The sequence below is a fragment of the Herpetosiphonaceae bacterium genome, from assembly GCA_036374795.1.
Classification (GTDB): domain Bacteria; phylum Chloroflexota; class Chloroflexia; order Chloroflexales; family Kallotenuaceae; genus LB3-1.
Genome location: DASUTC010000003.1, coordinates 39,884 through 58,107, shown reverse-complemented (window position 1 = coordinate 58,107; position 18,224 = coordinate 39,884). Strand labels below are relative to the sequence as shown.

The window sequence follows — 18,224 nt, the reverse complement described above, 5'->3', positions numbered from 1 at the left end:
GGAGAGCACCAGCATGCGGTTCAGCGTAGCGATGATTTCGAGCGTGTTCTATCCATCGATCGGCGGCGCGCAAACCCACACGCTGCGGCTCAGCCAGAAGCTCAAAGCGCGCGGTGTGAACGTGCTGGTGATCACGCGGCACTACGAGGGCCTGGCGCGCTACGAAGAGATCAACGGCATCCCGACCTATCGCGTCGGCAGAGGCGAGGGCAATCTGGTCGTCGCGGCGCTCAGCTATATCGTCGGCGCGCTGCGGGTCTTGTACGCGCAGCGCCAGCGCTACGACATCTTGCACTGCCATCTGATGATCTCGCCGATGACGATCGGCCTGCTTGCCAGGCCGCTGGTTCGCAAGCCGCTGGTAATCAATCCCCACGGCAGTGGCAAGATCGGCGATGTCGGCTTTTTGACGCACAATCGCCCGCTCACGGGGCGCCTGCGGCTAGCGGCGGCGCGGCGCTGGGGCGATGCCTTCGTCAGCATCAGCCGCGATATACACGGCGAGCTGGCGGGGATCGGCGTGGACGACCGCAAGCTGTGGGATATTCCCAACGGCGTGGATGTGGATCATTTTCATCCGGCAGATCAGGCAACACGCGCCGAGCTACGTCGGACACTCAGCCTTCCGCCGGGGCCGCTTGTGGCCTACGCCGGACGGCTGGCACCCGAAAAAGGTGTGGACGTGCTGATCGATGCGTGGCCTCTGGTGCTGCGCCAGATGCCCGACGCCCATCTGCTGCTCGTCGGCGAGGGCGAGCAGCGCGCGGCGCTTGAGGCGCAGGCGCAGCGCCTGGGCGTCGCCGGGCGGGCGATCTTCGCCGGAGGCTGCGCCGATGTCGCGCCCTACCTGCGCGCCGCCGACGCCTTTGCGCTCCCCTCACACTCGGAGGGGATGCCGATCGCGCTGCTCGAAGCGATGGCCTGCGGCCTCCCCTGCGCGGCGACGGCGGTCGGCGGGACGATCAGCGTGCTCGACGACGGTGTTACCGGACGATTGGTGCCCGCCGCCGATCCCGATGCGCTGGGCGCGGCGATCGTCGAGGCGCTCGATCCGAGCGCGCGGGCCTGGGGCGAACAGGCCCGTCGGCATGTCGTCGTCCACTACGGGCTGGATGCGGTCGCCGAGCGCTACATTCAGATGTACGAAACGATCAAGCCGACGCTCAAGCGCTCTCCCGCCGCCGATCAGGCGCGGCAGGCCCGATAGCAGCCGAGAAGGATACGCTCGATGATTATTTCGCGCACGCCATTACGCATCAGCTTTGCCGGCGGCGGCAGCGATCTGCCCGCCTTCTACCGCGAAGAGCCGGGCGCGGTGGTGAGCACGGCGATCGACAAGTACATCTATATCAACGTCAACAAGCATTTCGACCATAAGATTCGCGCCAGCTACTCGATCACCGAGATCGTCGATAGCGCGGACGAGCTTCGGCACGATCTGATCCGCGAGGCGCTGCGGCTGCTCGGGCTGAGCGGCGGCATTGAGATTACGTCAATCTCCGATATTCCGTCGCAGGGCACCGGCCTCGGCTCGTCCAGCACCTACACCGTCGGGCTGCTGAACGCGCTCTACGCCTACACCGGACGGCACGTGGGCGCGGAGCGGCTGGCGCGCGAGGCGTGCCGCATCGAGATCGACATCTGCGGCAAGCCGATCGGCAAGCAGGACCAGTACAGCGCGGCGTATGGCGGCCTGCAATACATCCAGTTCAATCCCGACGAGAGCGTGTTTGTCGACCCGATCATCTGCCGTCCGGAAACTAAACAGCGCATGCAGGAGCGGCTGCTGCTGCTCTACACCGGCATGACGCGCTCTGCGGAGCATATTCTGGAACAGCAGAAGGCCAACACCGAGCGCGACCGTGATCGCCGCGAGACGCTGCGGACGATGACGCGCATGGCCCAGGATCTACGCGACGCGCTCAACGCCAACGATCTGGACTCGTTCGGCGCGCTGCTCCACGAGGGCTGGATGCTCAAGCAGCAGTTGGCGAGCGGCATCAGCACCCGGCGCATCGACGAGTGGTACAGCCGCGCCAGGCAGCATGGCGCGATCGGCGGCAAGATCCTCGGCGCTGGCGGCGGTGGCTTTTTGCTGCTGTACGCGCCCGTCGAGCGGCACGGCGAGATTATTGCCGCGCTGCCGGAGCTTGCGGCCACCCCGATCAGGTTCGAGCCGCAGGGCAGCAAGATTATTTATGTCGAAGAGCGGAGCTAATGCTGATCGACTCAGATGAGGAACAACGATCGATGACCAACACCACCCGCGCGGCTGCTCCCACAACTGGTCCCGCTTCCAGAACGATAGCGTACATGATGTCGCGCTTTCCCACGATCTCGGAAACCTTTATCCTCTACGAGATCCTTGAGCTTGAGCGGCTCGGATTGCACGTCGAGGTCTTTCCGCTGATACAGGAGCACGATCACGTCCAGCATCCCGAAGCGCGCGCGGTCATCGAGCGGGTGCATTATAGCCCTTTCCTATCGGTGGATGTCCTCAGAGCGCAGTGGCACTGGCTGCGGCGACGACCGGCAGCCTATCTGAGGGCGTGGAAAGCGGCGCTGCGCGGCAATCTCGGCTCATGGAGCTTTTTGCTGCGCGCGCTCGTCGTCGTGCCGCAGGCGGCGTTGTTTGCGCGCCAGATGCAGGATCTCGGCGTGGAGCATATTCATGCCCACTGGGCAACGCATCCGGCGCTGGCGGCGTATGTCATCCGGCGACTCACGGGCATCCCGTATAGCATCACGGCCCACGCCCACGACATCTACGAGGAGCAGGCGATGCTGGAGGAGAAGCTGCGGCAGGCCAGCTTCGTGGTGACGATCTCGGACTACAACAGGCGCTTCTTGCAGGAGCTTTACGGGCCTGAGATCGCCGACAAGATCGCCGTGATCCGCTGCGGCGTCGATCCGGCGGTCTTTCAGCCCGCTCCGGCAAAGCCCGACCAGCGCCCCTTCACGATCATTTGTGTAGCCAGCCTGCGCGATTATAAAGGCCACCCGTATCTGATCGAGGCGTGCGCCCAGTTGAAGGCGCAGGGTATTCAGTTCCGCTGCCTGCTGGTCGGCGAGGGCCAGGATCGCCCGCAGATCGCAGCGCAGATCGCGCGGCTTGGCCTGAGCGATTGGATCACGCTGCTGGGACATCAGCCCCGCCAGCGCGTGAGCAAGCTGGTCGCGGACGCCGATGTGATGGTTCTGCCGAGCGTGACGACCAGGACCGGCAAGAAAGAGGGTATTCCCGTGGCGCTGATGGAGGCGCTCGCCACGGAAAAGCCGGTGATCGCCACGGCGATCTCAGGGATTCCAGAGCTTATCGAGGACGGACGCACAGGCTTGCTGGTGCCGGAGCGCGATACCCCGTCGCTTGCGCAGGCCATCCGGCGCCTCTACGACGATCCTGAGCTACGGCGACAGCTCGGCGCGGCAGGCCGGGCAAAAGTGCTCCAGGAGTTCAACCTTCAGCAGAATACCGCCGCGCTGTTCAAGTTGCTATCTCGGCCCTGGAAAGCCGACACAGCGAGCGTATCACATCGCGCGCTGTCCGACATGCCACAGCCGAAACCATAGACGCATCCAGAAACTGCTACGTCTGAGCCGGAGGGAAGGAACATGAGGAAAGCACTTTTTTGGGGATCGCTTGGGCTGATTATCTACAACTACCTTGGCTTTCCGCTCTTGATGCTGGCGCGCGGCCTCGTATGGCGACGCGCCGTGAAGCGGGCCGACATTACGCCGCGCGTGACGCTGGTGATTGCCGTGTACAACGGCGAGCAGTGGATCGGCAAGCGGCTGGACAACGCGCTATCCCTCGATTATCCGCGCGATCAGCTTGAGATCATCGTCGGCTCGGATGGCTCGACCGATCGGACGAACGAGATTATCGCAGGCTATGTCGAGCGCGGCGTGCAATTCCTGGCATTGCCTCGCCAGGGCAAAATCCCAACGCTCAACGCAGCCGTCGCGCGCGCAACCGGCGAGATCCTGCTCTTTTCCGATGCGACGAGCATCTTCGCGCCCGACGCGCTGCGTTTCCTGGTTCGCTCGTTCGCCGATCCAAGCGTCGGAGCGGTCGGCGGTCATCAGGTGTATGTATCGGGAGTCAAGAGCGGCTCCGCCAATATTGCCGAGCGACTCTACTGGAGATTCGATCAAACGCTGAAGACCCTGCAAAGCCAGTCTGGAAGTATGATCGCCTCGGCAGGATCGCTCTACGCGCTCCGCAGCGAGCTGTTCGAGCCGATACCGGTAGGAGTTCTGGACGATCATTTCGTCTCGACGCTGGCGATTGCTAAGGGCTATCGGCTGGTGCTTGAGCCGGACGCGATCGTCTACCAAACGATTGCGTCATCGGATCATGCTGAGTTTCGCCGCAAAGTACGGGTGATCGCCCAGGGTTTATGGACCATGTGGATACAGCGACCGCTGTTCAATCCGCTGCGCTATGGCTTCTATTCGATCCAGCTCTTCTCGCATAAACTGCTACGCTGGAGCATTGTCTGGCCGCTGCTGCTGCTGCTGGGCGTGTCCCCGACGCTGTATCGCGCCGGGCGTTTCTACCGCCTGATCACGCTTGGTCAGCTTGGCTTCTACGGCTCTGCGCTCGCAGCCCTGGCGCTGCGTCAGACGCCGCTCGCCGGCCTGAGGCCGTTCAAGCTGCTCTCGATCCCGTACTACTTCTGCATGGTCAACCTCGCGGAGCTGCGCGCATGGCTGATGGTCGTCTCCGGCAAACGCATCGCCATGTGGGATCGCACCGAGCGTGACGCCAGCCAGGAGCCTTATGCCGTTCAAGACGCTGACATTGCGCCGCCAGCCTCGGCGTCCGATGCCGCCGGGTCGGGTACAATATCCGATCAGGATCATGCGGCAAACGGCCATCTCAGCGCCGTTGCTTCGGGGTCACATATGGATCGATCGCAATCACATACCCGGCTACAGCATCGATGACGCTCATGGAACGAATGCCGACAACGACCCAGTCGCCGGTTCGCGTGCTGGGGCTGCTGACTGGGAATATTCATGCGCCCGTGAGCGATGCCCGGATCAAATATGGTCAGCTCTTCGCAGAGCTGGCTGCTCAGTCGCATCTCGTAGCCGTGCATGATGTAGAGCTGCGCGGCCTGGATCGTTATCAGAACGCGCTGCGCACGATCCGCTGGCCCAAGGATCGCTGGCGCGAGGCGACGTATAAAAGCATCTGGAGCTTTCACCGCCGCTCCCGAACAGCGCAGGATCTCGCCCGCGTCTATCGTGATCGGGCCGATGTCATCTTTCAGCATGGCACGATCTTCTCGGCGGCAGGTACGACCCATGACCTGCCGATCGTCGCCTATTGCGATTTCACGTACCGGCTGGCCCAGCGCGAAGATCCCTGGCGCGATCCGTTTTCCAGCTCGGCTCAGAGCGAGCGCTGGAACGCGCTGGAGACGCTCGCCGTGCGGCAGGCGGCGTTCGTGCTGACGCGCAGCGCGTATGTGCGGCGCTCGATGATCGACGACTACGGCATTCCGCCGGAGCGTGTCGCGGCGGTCGGCGGCGGGATTAACTTCGAGACGCTGCCGCAGCCGCAGCCGCTCACGGACGCGCCGCGCATTCTGTTCATCGGCACCAGCTTCGAGCGCAAGGGCGGCGCGCAGCTTGTAGCCGCGTTTCGGCAGGTTCGAGAGCGCGTGCCGGACGCCGAGCTGTGGCTGGTGACACACAAGGAGATTTCCGGCCCCGGCATTCGCCGGATCGCGCCCACCCGCGACCGAGCGGCGATCACGGCGCTGTACCGCGCCGCAGGCGTCTTCGCCATGCCGTCGCGCTGCGAAACCTGGGGCGATGTCTTCCTTGAGGCGATGGCGCATGGCCTGCCCTGCATCGGCACGACCAACGACGCCATGCCGGAGATTATCGAGCACGGCGCAACCGGCTATGTCGTCGCGCCCGACGACGTACCCGGCCTGGCAGGGCACCTGGAGCGCCTGCTGACCAGCCCGGCGCTGCGGCGGCAGATGGGCGCGCAAGGTCGCGAGCGCGTGCTGACGGTCTTCACCTGGGAGCATGTCGTGCGGCGGATGGTGCCGTACCTGGAGCAGGCGCATATGGAGCGCATGGCGCGCCTCGCGCAACGATCGACCGAGCGGCGCGTTTAAACACAAAGATGATACATTAGGAGGATAGAGATGTTGTTATCGGTGATTGTGCCATGCTATAACGAGGAGCGCACGATCCGCGAGATTCTTGATCAGGTGCGAGACGTTCGGCTGGACAAAGAGATCATTGTCGTCGACGATCACTCGCGGGATCGCACGCCCGATATTTTGCGCGAGATCGCGGCGAGCGATCCGCTGGTGCGGGTGATCCGCCAGCCGCGCAACCGTGGCAAAGGCGAGGCGATTCGTACCGGACTGGCCGCGGCCCAGGGCGAGATCGTGATCATTCAGGATGCCGACCTTGAGTACGATCCCAACGACTACTACGAGCTGGTGCGGCCCATTATCGCGGGCAAGGTCGATGTCGTCTTTGGCTCGCGCTTCATGGGCCGTCATACGGGTATGTACTTCTGGAACGCGATCGGCAACAAGTTTTTGACGATGCTGACCAATTTTCTGTACAACTCGTGGATCTCCGACATGGAAACGTGCTACAAGGTGATGCGCACCGATATTATGCGCAGCCTGCACTTGCAGAGCAACGACTTTCGCATCGAGCCGGAGATCTCGGCCAAGGTGCTGAAGCTTGGCTATCGCATCTACGAGGTGCCGATCTCGTACATGGGCCGGACCTACGAGGAAGGCAAGAAGATCAAGAAGAGCGACGGATTCAAGGCGATCGTTACGCTGCTGCGCTGCCTGACGTGGCGCGGCGTCGCGCCCAAGCTCCAGCCGATCGAGCAGAGCGACGCGACCGCCGCCCTCACCGCTGTGCGAGAGCACGCCGCGATGAATGGCATCGCGCCCGGCGCGTGGAGCGTGCTCGGCTAGTAGCCGTCAGGACGGAGAACAAGGGAACAAAGGAACAAGGGAACAAAGGAGAACCGAGAACGAAGAGCCAAGAACCGAGAACCAGCTTCCCCCTCGCCTATGCAATGGGAGAGAGGGTGGCCCCGCAGGGCCGGGGTGAGGGCCGCAACTCGGAGCTTGGAACTTGGAACTTGGAACTCGTGTAGCCCACGACAACCTGGCACAATCGCACCGCCGCGACGCTTCAGCAGCGTCGCGGTGGCATTTTAAGTGCTACAGCGCGCTCGGCATAACTTCTCCACACTCACCCGCGTTTAACGAGGTACCAACGGGCTCAAGACAACGGTAAAGGACGGAACTCAAGTAACATGTTGAACCAACGTAGCAGGCTCGACCTGCGCCGCCCACATCGCAGCACGCCGTTGATTCTGATCACCATGCTTCTCTTCATCGGCATCGGCACGCTCTCCGCGCATCCGCAGCCACAGGCTACCGCCGCTGTCGGCTCGATCGTGCCAACAGTTGAAACGCAGCCTATGCCGCATACCGGCGACTCCGCCGACGATCCCGCGATCTGGATTCATCCTACCAACACCGCCGAGAGCACGATCATCGGCACCGACAAGCAGGGCGGCCTGGCGGTGTATAGCCTCGCCGGACAGGAGCTTCAGTATCGCGCCGACGGCAACATGAACAATGTCGATCTGCGCTATAACTTCCCGCTCGACGGCGGATCTGTGGCGCTGGCGACAGCCACAAACCGCACCAACAACAGCATCGCGATCTATCGCGTCGATCCCGCCACGCGCCTGCTTGAGCCGATCGCCGCCCGCACGATCACGCCGGGCATGACTGCGTACGGCACCTGCATGTATCATAGCCCCTTGAGCGGCAAGTATTACGTTTTTCTCACCTCATCGACGGGCACCGTTGAGCAGTGGGAGCTTTTCGACAACGGCGCGGGCAAAGTCGACGCCCGGCGCGTGCGCAGCTTCAGCCTGGGCTCTTCCAGCGAGGGCTGCGTCGCCGACGACGAGCTGGCGCGGCTCTACATCTCTGAGGAGGATGTCGGCATCTGGCGCTACGGCGCGGAGCCCGGCGACGATCCGGCGGCGCGCGTGCTGGTCGACTCAACCAGCTCAGAGACGGGCTTGAGCGCCGATGTCGAGGGCCTGACGCTCTATTACACCAGCGCGCGTACCGGCTACCTGATCGTGTCGGGCCAGGGCACGCACTCCTATCTGGTCTACCGCCGCGAGGCAGACAACGCCTATCTCGATACCTTCGTGATCAGCGCGGGCAACGGCATCGACGCCGTGCAAAGCACCGATGGAATCGATGTCAGCAACGTCAATCTCGGCCCGCGCTTTCCGCAGGGCGTCTTTGTCGCGCAGGACGGCTCGAACATGGTTAACAGCCAGAATTTCCAGAACTTCAAGCTGGTGCCCTGGCAGACGATCGCCAACGCTTTCAGTCCCAGTCTGACGATCGATACCGCGTGGGACCCACGGAGAGTCGGCGCGCCAGATCCATCGCCCAGCCCATCGCCCAGCCCATCGCCGCCGCCGAACACGCGCACCTTTACCGCCGAGGCCGATACGCGCGTCGAGCAGGCGAATCCCAACGCCAATTACGGCACCGCGCCGCAGCTTCGGACCGACGGCTCCAGCACTACTGCCGTGCAAAGCTACCTGCGCTTCACCGTCGCGGGCATCATCCATCCGATCACCAGCGCGAAGCTGCGGATCTACGCGACGACGAGCACGATCAACGGGCCGAGTGTCCACACCAGCGCCAATGCCTGGTCCGAAACCGGCATAACCTGGAACACGCGCATCAGCTACTCAAGCAGCGCGCTCGACGATCGCGGCGCGGTCAGCGCCAACACCTGGGTCGACTACAATGTCGCGCCCGTTGTCAGCAGCAACGGCACCTACAGCTTCGTGCTGGCGAGCAATAGCAGCGATGGATTGACGCTCTCGTCACGCGAGGGCAGCGCCCCGCCGCAGCTGGTGGTGACGCTGGGCAGCACGCCGCTCTATCGTACGTTCGTGCCCTGGGCCAGGGGAGAGCCGTAGCCCGCGGCCAGACTTCGACGCATGTCAAAACAATTTGAGAACCCAGGATAACTTTTAGGACTATCCGCGCGTTATAGAAGAGTGAACGTCCTGCATCGAACCAGGACCGGAGTACTGCAAGCTGCTACTCCGGCACCGCAGCCTGAGGAGGTTCGTCTATCCCCAGTCGATGCTGCGACGTGACCGATCGCTCGTGCGCCGACAGGCCGGGGGTTTGGGGGCGTTCCCCAAACAATTCCCCTTTCTGATGCAGGATCTCGCACGCTGTTTCCAGAACATGCGCCGTGATTCTGCACGAGCCACCGCCTAGAAAGGAGCAGATCGTTTATCGACGCAGTTCGCTTCGTTGACCACACACGATTGGTGAGTACCTTGTCTTAGCGCGGTCCGAGACATGCAGAGTTTGAAAAAGGGATGAGGAGAATCCTAATGACTGAGCGCCGGTCAATCATCCGATGGCTTACAGCGTGCAGTATCGTTCCGTTAATCGCGGTCGTTCTGTCGGCCTTACCAGTAGCGCACATCCTCGCGGCAACCACCTATACGGTTTATAACTCGCCCGCCAGCGGCTCGAACGGCGACATCGACGGCAGCGAGATCATCGACATTACGCCCGACAACAAGTACGCGGTCGTCGTCGGCTCGCGCGATACCAGCGAGCGCCGCCTATATATCGCCACGATCAGCCCGGCTACCGGCATCGTGGTCAACCAGCTCGATCTTGACGCCGCCGTGACCGGGCGCGGGCTGACCAACCCGCTGCCGACCAGCGTCGCGGTGCATCCCACGGGCCGGTTTGCGCTGATCACGATCCGCGAGGGCGGAGCGCCCGCCAATACCGACACCGAGGCTCCCGGCCTGGGCGTGTTCGTCAACATCGGCCCGAATGGTGCCATGAGCCTTGTCACCGATCCCGTGCTGACGTTGGGTATCCATCCCGAATCGGTCGATATTGCCGCTAACGGCGAGTTCGCGGTTGTTGCCAACGAGGGATCGATCGGTATCGCCAGCTCCGGCAGCATCTCGATCGTCGATCTGGACCCGACCGGAAACGCCACCGGCAGCGTCGCGAAAACCCTGACCGTGGAGAATGCGCCCACGCCAGACCCAGAGGCCGTGGCGATCAGCCCCAACAACGCGCGGGCCTTCGTCACGCTCGAAACCAGCGGTGATATGGTCATCGTCGATATTGGTTCGCCGCTCAGCAACTCAACGGCAACCACCGTCGATGTGCCCTCAAGCTCTAGCTTTCGGCCCGATGGCCTCGCCGTCACGCCGGACAATCAGTACGTCCTCACTGCGAACGAAGGCAACCATCGCGTCAACGTGTTCAGAGTCAACGATACTGGTCCGAGTCTGTCGCTCGTGGAGACAAGCGAGAGTGCGCTTCCCACCGGATCGACGCCTGAGATGATCGCGATCGGCACCGTTGGCGGGCAGCTCCGCGCCTTCGTCACGCTTGAGGCCAGCGACGCCGTCGCCGTGTTCCAGCTTGATCCGAACGGCACCGACAAGCTCCAGTTTGAGACGCTCGTCTCGCTCAACCGCTCAGGCCAGCCAAACGCCGACAGCCCTGAGGGAATCGCTATCGCACATGGCACTGATTTTATTGTCACCGCCAACGCGCTGAGCAACAACATCAGTATCATCGTCGCCACCACGCCCCAGCCGCCGGCCAAGGAAAAACGCGCCTGGCTGCCGATCATCAGGCCATAGCCCGCCGAGGCAACGCAGCGTCAACGACCCGCCGGAAAACCCGGCGGGTCGCTGTTTGTGCTGATCGCCCTCGGCTGTGCTACGCCCGCGTGGTCGCGCCCAGCTCGCTCTGCAAGCGCCGGATGATCTTCTCGCGGATCTTGTTGACCTCGCTATCCGACAGCGTGCGATCGGCGGCGCGGAAGCTCATACGGAATGCGAGGCTGCGCTGGCCCTCAGGGATCGGCGCGCCCGTGTACACGTCGAAGAGGCCGACGCTCTCCAGCAGCGGGCCTGCCGCCGCCTGGATCACAGCGTGTACCTGCTCAGCCGCCACCGTGGTCGGCGCGATCACCGCGATGTCCTGATAGACCGCCGGAGGCCGGTGGATCACCTCGTAGCGCGGCGGCGTGCGCAGGGCCAGCAGCGCGTCAAGATCAAGCTCGGCTGCGGCTGCCCGGCTCACCGACAGCGCCAGCCGGTCGCGCACATCGGGATGCAGCTCACCCAGCACGCCCAGCCGGTCGGGCGCGGCTCCATCCTGGCTCTGCGACCGCACCAGATAGGCCGAGCGGCCCGGATGGAAGCGCGGATCGTCGGCGGGCACGCATGTCACCCGATCGCTGATGCCCAGCCGCACCAGGAGCGTTTCGAGCACGCCCTTCAGATCGAAGTAGTCGATCGTCGGCGGCGTGGCCGCGTGCCACGAGCTTGGCTCCCGCTGACCGGCCATCACCAGCGCCAGGCGGCGCGGCTCGGCGGGCAAAAGCGCTCCCGGCTGCGGCTCGAAGACGCGGCCCACCTCGAAGAGCGCCACCCGCGAGCGCTCGCGCAGGTTGTTGGCGAGCGCCTGCGCCAGCTCCGGCAGAATCTCGCGGCGCAGCACCGAGCGCTCAGGCGCGATCGGGTTTTCCAGCGCCGGGAAGGCTGCCGCGTCGGGCATGTCGCCCTGAAACGCCGCGACGGTTTCCAGGCTCGTCAGCGAGTAGGTGATCGCCTCCTGCAAGCCACACGCGACCAGCGTATCCTTGACGCGGCGCTCGCCGATCTGCACCTCATCGATGTACTGCGGCGGCAGCTCGTCGGCCATCCGCGTCGCGGGCAGCTTGTGGTAGCCGTAGATCCGCGCCACCTCCTCGACCAGATCCGCCGTCATCGACACGTCCAGGCGGTACGACGGCACCAGCACCAGCACGCTGTCTACGCCGACCTCGCACTCGAAGCCGAGCGCCGATAGCAGATCCGCGATCTGCGCCGCGCTCAGCTCGATCCCCAGCAGACGCCGCACCTCGGCGCTGGTCAGCTCGATGCGCTGCGGCTGCCACGGGCTGGGATACACATCCACCAGCCCTTGCGCGACCGTGCCGCCTGCAACCTGGCGCAGCAGCTCCAGGGCGCGTCGCTGGACCAGCGGCGGCAGCTCAGGATCGACGCCGCGCTCGAAGCGCCGCGATGCCTCGCTTGGCAGCTTGAACGCCTGCACCGTGCGGCGAATCGCGGGCGGATTCCAGATAGCCCCTTCAAGCAGCACGTTGCGCGTCCGCTCCGATACCTCGGTTTCGGCACCGCCCATCACGCCCGCCAGCGACTCAGGACCGCTCGGATCGGCCACGACAATATACTCCGCCGAGAGCTTCCGATCCTGATTGTCGAGCGTCCGCAGCGTCTCGCCCGGCCTGGCCCGCCGCACGATCAGATGTCGGTCGACAATCGTGTCGGCGTCGAAGGCGTGCGTCGGCTGGCCCCACTCAAGCATCACGTAGTTCGACACGTCCACGATATTCGAGATCGGACGCATCCCCGCCAGCCGTAGCCGCTGCTGCATCCACCACGGCGACGGCTTGATCGTCACGCCTTCGATCAGCCCAGCCGTGAAGCGTGGGCAATCCGTCGAGTCTTCGACCGTCACGCGCACGCGCCCATCGACGCTCGGCCCTTCGGCTACCACCTGCGGATCGGGCAGCTTGAGCGGCTGCCCGGTGATCGCCGCTACCTCGCGCGCCACGCCGACGATCGACAGCGCGCGGGCAAGATTCGGCGTCAGATCGATGTCCAGCACCACGTCGCCGATATAGTCGCGCAGCGGCATGCCGACCGGCGCGTCGTCGGGCAGGAACAGAATGCCCTCGTGCTCGTCCGAGAGGCCCAGCTCAAGCTCGGAGCAGACCATGCCCTCCGATGCCACGCCGCGCAGCTTGGTCGGCTTGAGCGTCACCCACCTGGGCGTGTCGCTGTGCCCGTCGATCAGCCGCGCGCCCGACAGCGCCAGCGCCACCTTCTGCCCGCGCATCCCGACCTTGATGTTGGGCGCGCCCGTCACCACCGCGATCGACCGCCCGGCGCCGTAGCCGACCACCGGCACCGTCAGCCGGTCGGCGTTGGGATGCTGGCTCACCTCGATCAGCTCGCCGACCACCACGCGCTCAGGGTCCCACGGGATATGATCCGGCGGCGTCGGGCCGCTCAGATCGGGTGCCCACGCCGAGCCGGGCGCGGCCTCCACGCCGATATAATCGATCGATCCGACCTCCAGACCGGCCAGCGTGAGCTGCTCGGCCAGCTCCTCCGGCGATATGGTTATGTCTACATACTCGTTGAGCCAAGATAAAGGAACACGCATACAGCCTCCTTGGTTGCGCGCCGCTGCGATCTCGCGCCCGGCACGCTCAGGAAAATGATCTATGTATCAGCGCCCCGGCGGTCGCTCCCTGACAACGATCGGCCCGGCGTCGACTCGATCGCCAAATAGCTCGCCGTCGCGATCGTACACGCCCAGCCGCTCCCCCGTCGTCTCGTCCCAGATTCCGATCTCCAGCCGGTACGTCCCAGGCACTACGCCCGCCAGCACGATCGCTTTCGGATCGCGAATCCAATCGCCGCGCACCCAGCCGTTGATCGGAAACAGGCCATCCAGCGGCTGCGCGTTGCGCTCTGCGACGATCTGCTCCCGATCGTCGACCACGTGCAGAAAGACCGTCCGTGGTCGCTCCATCTGCTCAAGCGCGTGCCATGTCAGCGTCACGGTGATCGTATCGCCCGCAAAGACCTCGCGCGGCACCTCGACGTTGCGTAGCTCCACGCCGCGCTTCCAGCCAAGGTCGAAGCGTCCGTAGATGTTGCCGGTCTGCGCAGGCTGCGGCGGCAGCACATACGACGGATAGGCCGGAGCGATCAGGCCGCGCGGCAGCGCTACTGCCAGCGCCAGCAGCAAGCCAATCAGCGTCCACAGCGCGCTACGACCCGGCAAGACAGCGCCCAGGCCGCACGCCAGCAGCACCGCCAGCGCCGGAATCACCGGGAAGAGAAAGCGGCCCTGCCACGCAACCGCGCCCGCTACCCGCGCAAAAGCGACCGTCCAGGCGAATGCCAGCGCGGCGGCGCTCGTCAGCAGCAGCGCGCTCCCGGCGCGTCCGCTCCACCAGCCCCGGCCAGCGCTCGCCACCAGCCCGATCCCGGCCAGCGCAAGGAATGCCGCAAAAGCCCAGTACGCGCCATCGTTCATCGGCAGCGTCAGCCAGCCGAAGGTGCCCCAGCTCGATCGCAGCAAGCCCCACAGCCCGCCGGTCCAGCCCTTCCAGGTGAACTCACCGATCCCGCCGGGCGCGAACGTCTGCTGGAACGAGTCCAGTCCCAGCCAGTCGCCGTAGAGCCGCTGGTTGCGCGCGTACCACCAGCCGCTTAGCGCCGCCGCCAGCCCCATCACCAGCGCGCTGTCACGCAGCCAGCGCGCGATCCCGGCCCGTCGCAGCGCCAGCGCCAGCAGCGGCAGCGGCGCGAAGGCCAGCGCGCTTTGCTTGGTAATCAGCGTCAGGCCAATCACCACGCCCGCCGCGATCGTCCAGGCCATCCGTCGCCGCGCATCGGCCTGATCACCCGGTCGCGCCGTCACAAACACAATGCTGATGTAGACCAGCCCGCTCGCCAGCGCGATCAGCAGCGGATCGTTCGAGACTAGCGCGTGCGCGAAGATGAACTGCGGATTGAAGGCCACGATCGCCGCCGCTCCCAGCGCCAGCCAGCGCCAACCAGGAAAGCAGCGCCGCGCCGTCAGGTACGTCAGCCAGACCGAGACGCCGCCTAGCGCCGCCGAGACGCCGCGCGCCAGGTGCCAGGCCAGCGCGACGCCCCGGTACGGCCATGTGTCGCGCGTCGAGCGAAAATACAGGCTCGGCTCGTCCCCGCCCGTCAGCCGCGACCTGGGATTGGCCCCGACTTCCAGCAACCGCTCTTCCTGCGGCAGCCAGGAAACCACCGGCTGAAGCAGCCAGTAGGCCAGCGGCGGCTGGTGTCCCTCGCCGGGCACGTCGCTCTCCGCCGGAGCCGCGCGCTGCACCGGCAGGCCGCCGCGCTGCGCCACGAAGAGCGCGTAGCGCATGTGCGCTGGCTCGTCGGGGCCTTCGCCGAGCGGCACCACCACGCTCCAGACCAGCGCCAGCGCTACGTGCAGCGCCACGATCAGCACCGCCAGCCAGCGCTGAGCGGTCAGTCCGCTGCGGGTACGTACCTCCGCGCCAGGTATCGCCTTGTGAGCTACCGCAGCCAACTAGAACTGCTCCAAAAAGCGCAGATCGCCGCTCCAGAACCAGCGAATATCGTCGATGCCGTACTTCAGGATCGCGATCCGCTCCGGCCCCATGCCGAACGCGAAGCCGCTGTAGCGCTCAGGATCGTAGCCGCCGTTGCGCAGCACATTCGGGTGAACCATCCCCGCGCCAAGGATTTCCAGCCAGCCGCTATACTTGCACATGCGGCAGCCCTTGCCGGAGCACAGGAAGCAGCGCGCATCGACCTCGACGCTCGGCTCCGTGAACGGGAAGTACGACGGGCGAAAGCGAATCTCCGCTTCCGGGCCGTACATCTGGATCGCAAACTCCTGAAGCGTGCCCTTAAGATCGCCCATCGTGATATTCTCGCCCACGGCTAGCCCCTCGACCTGATAGAACATCATCTCAGAGCGCGCCGTCACCTGCTCCATGCGGTAGCACTTGCCCGGCAGGATCACTCGCACCGGCTCAGGCGCGAAGCGTCGCATCGCGTGGATCTGCCCCGGCGAGGTATGCGTTCGCAGCACCACCCTGGGACTATCCGGCGGCATCTTGACGAAGAACGTATCCTGCATGTCGCGCGCCGGGTGATCCGGCGGGAAGTTCAGCAGCCCGAAGTTATACTCGTCCGTCTCGACCTCCGGGCTTTCCCACACGGTGAAGCCCATGTGCGAGAAGATCCGCTCGATCTCGCGCAGCGTCTGCGTCGTGGGATGCAGCCGCCCCGCCGCAGCCGGACGGCCCGGCAGCGTCACATCAACCCGATCGTGCTCCAGCTCGTGCGCGCGCTGCTCCGCCATCAACCGCTGCTCCAGCGTGTCGTAGGCCGCCTGAAGCGTCTGCTTGATCGCGTTGATCCGCTGCCCAACGCGCGGACGCTCCTCGGCGCTGAGCTTGCCCATTCCCCGGCTGATCTCGGCGATCGGCCCGGCCTTCGCGAGGTAGGTGCTTCGCCATGTGCGCAGCGCGTCTATCCCGCCGACCGCCTCAAGCTCGGCTAGCGCCTGCTTCTCGACCTGTTCCAGTTGCTCGATCATGTGTACCTCCCTGCCCTACGCTCCACGTCCCGCGCCTGGTTCAATCTCTGGGCATGCCCGGCGCGACGTGAGACACGAATTACAGCCAAACAAAAAGCCGCACGCTCGTCAGGGACGAGGTGCGGCCCGTGGTACCACCCTGGTTCTGAACATACGCCGCCCAGCCGCCGATGCAGCCACGCCGCGCGTTCACTCATCGTCCAGATAACGGTGGACAGCCGGAGCGAGCTACTGAGGACGAAGGAGCGCTGGGAACGTAGAACAGCGAGCAGAGAACAAGAGGCGATATTCCTTTGTTCTTTGTTCCGTTGTTCTTTGTTCTTTCCCCTGTTCTTCTTCCCTGTTCACCCGTCGGCTCGGAAGGGAACGGATAGCGGCGGTCCCGGCGCAGGCTCACAGCCTCCGGCCTCGCGCTCTCTGACAGCCTACCGTCTATCCTCGCTTCGTCATCGCCTGATGTGCTTCAAGAGCATGTTAAGCTTGTTAATGCAGAATCACAGAACCTTTTCGAGAAAGCGCTCTTGCGATTCTGCAACAGAACAGGGAAATTTTGGGGGACACCCCCAAATCCCCGGCCTAACGGCACGTCAAGAGCGTCCCAGCCTGCGCTGGCGCTGCATCTCGAAGAGGATCACGCTTCCGGCAACCGCAGCGTTCAGCGATTCGACGCCGGGCGCCATCGGGATCGAAATCCGTTTGGTCGCGGCTTCCAGCCCGGCCTCGCTGACGCCGTTGGCCTCGTTGCCGATGAGCAGCGCCGAGGGCTGTCGCCAGTCTGCGGCGTAGTACGGCATCGTGGCATCGGCTACGGCGGCATAGATGTTATCGACCGTGCTGAGCAGCAGCGGCAGCTCGTCCCAGGTCACGTCTTGCACGATCGACAGCCGGAAGTGCGCGCCCATTGCGGCTCGTGCCACCTTGGGACTGTACACGTCTGCCGTGCCCACGGTGCAGATCACCTGGCTAATGCTCGTCGCCACCGCCGAGCGCAGCAGCGTCCCGACATTGCCCGGATCTTGCAGCGCGTCCAGCACCAGCACCACGCCATGCAGCGGCGCTTCGATCTCCGGCCAGCGCACCGCAGCCACAACGCCCTGTGGCGTTACCGTGTCGCTGACGGCCTGGAGCACCTCCGGCGCTGCCTCGTATGCCTGCGTCATTGCTGCAAGCTGCGTGCCTAACGCCGCGCCGCGCTCGGTTGCGGCAAGCTGCTCGCGGTTATACACCGCCAGCGCCAGCTCGGCATGCGCCTGCAACGCCTCCTCGACCAGCCGCACGCCTTCGATCACAAACAACCGCTCGTACCGCCGATCTTTACGATTGGTCAGCAACGAGCGGAGCTGTTTGATGTGCGGGTTTTTTGTGCTCGTGATCACGCCAAGAACGGGTCAGCGCAGCGTGTACTAGGCAGAGATCGCTCGTTGCACCTGGGCCACGAGCGAGCTAAAGGCGCTGGCATCGCGCACAGCCAGATCGGCAAGCTGTTTGCGATCCATCTGGATCCCGGCGAGCTTCAGGCCGGCGATGAAGCGGCTGTAGCTCAAGCCATGCTGCCGCGTAGCCGCATTGATGCGCACGATCCACAGGCGGCGCATATCGCGCTTCTTGGTGCGGCGGTGCCGGTAGGCGTACGCCAGCGAGCGCATCACCTGCTCGTGCGCGACCTTATAGTTGCGGCTACGATTGGCACGATAGCCTTTCGCCTGTCGTAAAAGTTTATTGTGACGCTTGCGCGTCATCACGCCGCGTTTAACGCGAGCCATAGAGTTTTCTCCTTTTGGACACTCTTAAGAGCGAGTAGGAGTGAGCCGCACGTAGCCGGTACGTCAGCTCCGTCCTAAGATTTGTCGATCGATGTGTTCTAACGGCCAGACCGGATATGTCTCGTTGGGATTGCCGTTGAACGACGTTTAACGATGT

General features: G+C 64.4%; 13 protein-coding genes. 8 read left to right on the top strand and 5 right to left on the bottom strand.

Going from position 1 to position 18,224, the window contains the following annotated elements; all coding sequences use genetic code 11:
• Positions 1 to 13 precede the first annotated feature (13 nt).
• The 8 genes from VFZ66_00380 to VFZ66_00345 all read left to right on the top strand — a co-directional run bounded on the left by VFZ66_00380 (position 14) and on the right by VFZ66_00345 (position 10,744).
• A complete protein-coding gene (locus tag VFZ66_00380; protein ID HEX6287608.1) occupies positions 14 to 1,207 on the top strand; it encodes a glycosyltransferase in 1,194 nt (397 codons plus the stop codon).
• A gap of 21 nt (positions 1,208 to 1,228) precedes the next feature.
• A complete protein-coding gene (locus VFZ66_00375) occupies positions 1,229 to 2,218 on the top strand; it encodes a hypothetical protein (GenBank protein ID HEX6287607.1) in 990 nt (329 codons plus the stop codon).
• Positions 2,219 to 2,313: 95 nt separating this feature from the next.
• On the top strand, positions 2,314 to 3,570 hold the full coding sequence (locus VFZ66_00370) for a glycosyltransferase (GenBank protein ID HEX6287606.1): 1,257 nt from the start codon (positions 2,314 to 2,316) through the stop codon (positions 3,568 to 3,570).
• A 42-nt stretch (positions 3,571 to 3,612) separates the two neighbouring features.
• A complete protein-coding gene (locus VFZ66_00365) occupies positions 3,613 to 4,950 on the top strand; it encodes a glycosyltransferase family 2 protein (protein ID HEX6287605.1) in 1,338 nt (445 codons plus the stop codon).
• 14 nt (positions 4,951 to 4,964) lie between these two features.
• The gene (locus tag VFZ66_00360) at positions 4,965 to 6,140 is read left to right on the top strand and encodes a glycosyltransferase family 4 protein (protein ID HEX6287604.1); all 1,176 of its coding nucleotides are present in this window, start codon (positions 4,965 to 4,967) and stop codon (positions 6,138 to 6,140) included.
• A 30-nt stretch (positions 6,141 to 6,170) separates the two neighbouring features.
• Entirely contained in the window at positions 6,171 to 6,971 is an 801-nt protein-coding gene (locus VFZ66_00355) for a glycosyltransferase family 2 protein (GenBank protein ID HEX6287603.1), read from the top strand.
• Between the two features lie 347 nt (positions 6,972 to 7,318).
• Positions 7,319 to 9,028 carry a phytase gene (locus VFZ66_00350; protein HEX6287602.1) on the top strand — a complete coding sequence of 570 codons (1,710 nt, stop codon included), beginning with the start codon at positions 7,319 to 7,321 and terminating at the stop codon, positions 9,026 to 9,028.
• Between the two features lie 429 nt (positions 9,029 to 9,457).
• Complete coding sequence (locus tag VFZ66_00345) at positions 9,458 to 10,744, top strand: beta-propeller fold lactonase family protein (protein HEX6287601.1); 1,287 nt, start codon at positions 9,458 to 9,460, stop codon at positions 10,742 to 10,744.
• Between the two features lie 79 nt (positions 10,745 to 10,823).
• Here VFZ66_00345 and pheT read toward each other — a convergent pair whose 3' ends face one another.
• From pheT to rplT, 5 genes are all read right to left on the bottom strand, one after another.
• The gene (gene pheT / locus VFZ66_00340; GenBank protein ID HEX6287600.1) at positions 10,824 to 13,343 is read right to left on the bottom strand and encodes a phenylalanine--tRNA ligase subunit beta; all 2,520 of its coding nucleotides are present in this window, start codon (positions 13,341 to 13,343) and stop codon (positions 10,824 to 10,826) included.
• A gap of 66 nt (positions 13,344 to 13,409) precedes the next feature.
• Complete coding sequence (locus VFZ66_00335) at positions 13,410 to 15,266, bottom strand: glycosyltransferase family 39 protein (GenBank protein ID HEX6287599.1); 1,857 nt, start codon at positions 15,264 to 15,266, stop codon at positions 13,410 to 13,412.
• Complete coding sequence (gene pheS / locus VFZ66_00330) at positions 15,267 to 16,304, bottom strand: phenylalanine--tRNA ligase subunit alpha (GenBank protein ID HEX6287598.1); 1,038 nt, start codon at positions 16,302 to 16,304, stop codon at positions 15,267 to 15,269.
• Between the two features lie 587 nt (positions 16,305 to 16,891).
• Positions 16,892 to 17,635 carry an RNA methyltransferase gene (locus VFZ66_00325; GenBank protein ID HEX6287597.1) on the bottom strand — a complete coding sequence of 248 codons (744 nt, stop codon included), beginning with the start codon at positions 17,633 to 17,635 and terminating at the stop codon, positions 16,892 to 16,894.
• A gap of 72 nt (positions 17,636 to 17,707) precedes the next feature.
• A complete protein-coding gene (gene rplT / locus VFZ66_00320; GenBank protein ID HEX6287596.1) occupies positions 17,708 to 18,067 on the bottom strand; it encodes a 50S ribosomal protein L20 in 360 nt (119 codons plus the stop codon).
• Positions 18,068 to 18,224: the final 157 nt, after the last annotated feature.

Excerpts from the sequence above, each read along its gene's own strand:
- VFZ66_00380 (HEX6287608.1), top strand. The coding sequence starts at position 14 with ATGCGGTTCAGCGTAGCGATGATTTCGAGCGTGTTCTATCCATCGATC.
- VFZ66_00375 (HEX6287607.1), top strand. The coding sequence starts at position 1,229 with ATGATTATTTCGCGCACGCCATTACGCATCAGCTTTGCCGGCGGCGGC.
- VFZ66_00370 (HEX6287606.1), top strand. The coding sequence starts at position 2,314 with ATGATGTCGCGCTTTCCCACGATCTCGGAAACCTTTATCCTCTACGAG.
- VFZ66_00365 (HEX6287605.1), top strand. The coding sequence starts at position 3,613 with ATGAGGAAAGCACTTTTTTGGGGATCGCTTGGGCTGATTATCTACAAC.
- VFZ66_00360 (HEX6287604.1), top strand. The coding sequence starts at position 4,965 with ATGCCGACAACGACCCAGTCGCCGGTTCGCGTGCTGGGGCTGCTGACT.
- VFZ66_00355 (HEX6287603.1), top strand. The coding sequence starts at position 6,171 with ATGTTGTTATCGGTGATTGTGCCATGCTATAACGAGGAGCGCACGATC.
- VFZ66_00350 (HEX6287602.1), top strand. The coding sequence starts at position 7,319 with ATGTTGAACCAACGTAGCAGGCTCGACCTGCGCCGCCCACATCGCAGC.
- VFZ66_00345 (HEX6287601.1), top strand. The coding sequence starts at position 9,458 with ATGACTGAGCGCCGGTCAATCATCCGATGGCTTACAGCGTGCAGTATC.
- pheT (HEX6287600.1), bottom strand. The coding sequence starts at position 13,343 with ATGCGTGTTCCTTTATCTTGGCTCAACGAGTATGTAGACATAACCATA.
- pheS (HEX6287598.1), bottom strand. The coding sequence starts at position 16,304 with ATGATCGAGCAACTGGAACAGGTCGAGAAGCAGGCGCTAGCCGAGCTT.
- rplT (HEX6287596.1), bottom strand. The coding sequence starts at position 18,067 with ATGGCTCGCGTTAAACGCGGCGTGATGACGCGCAAGCGTCACAATAAA.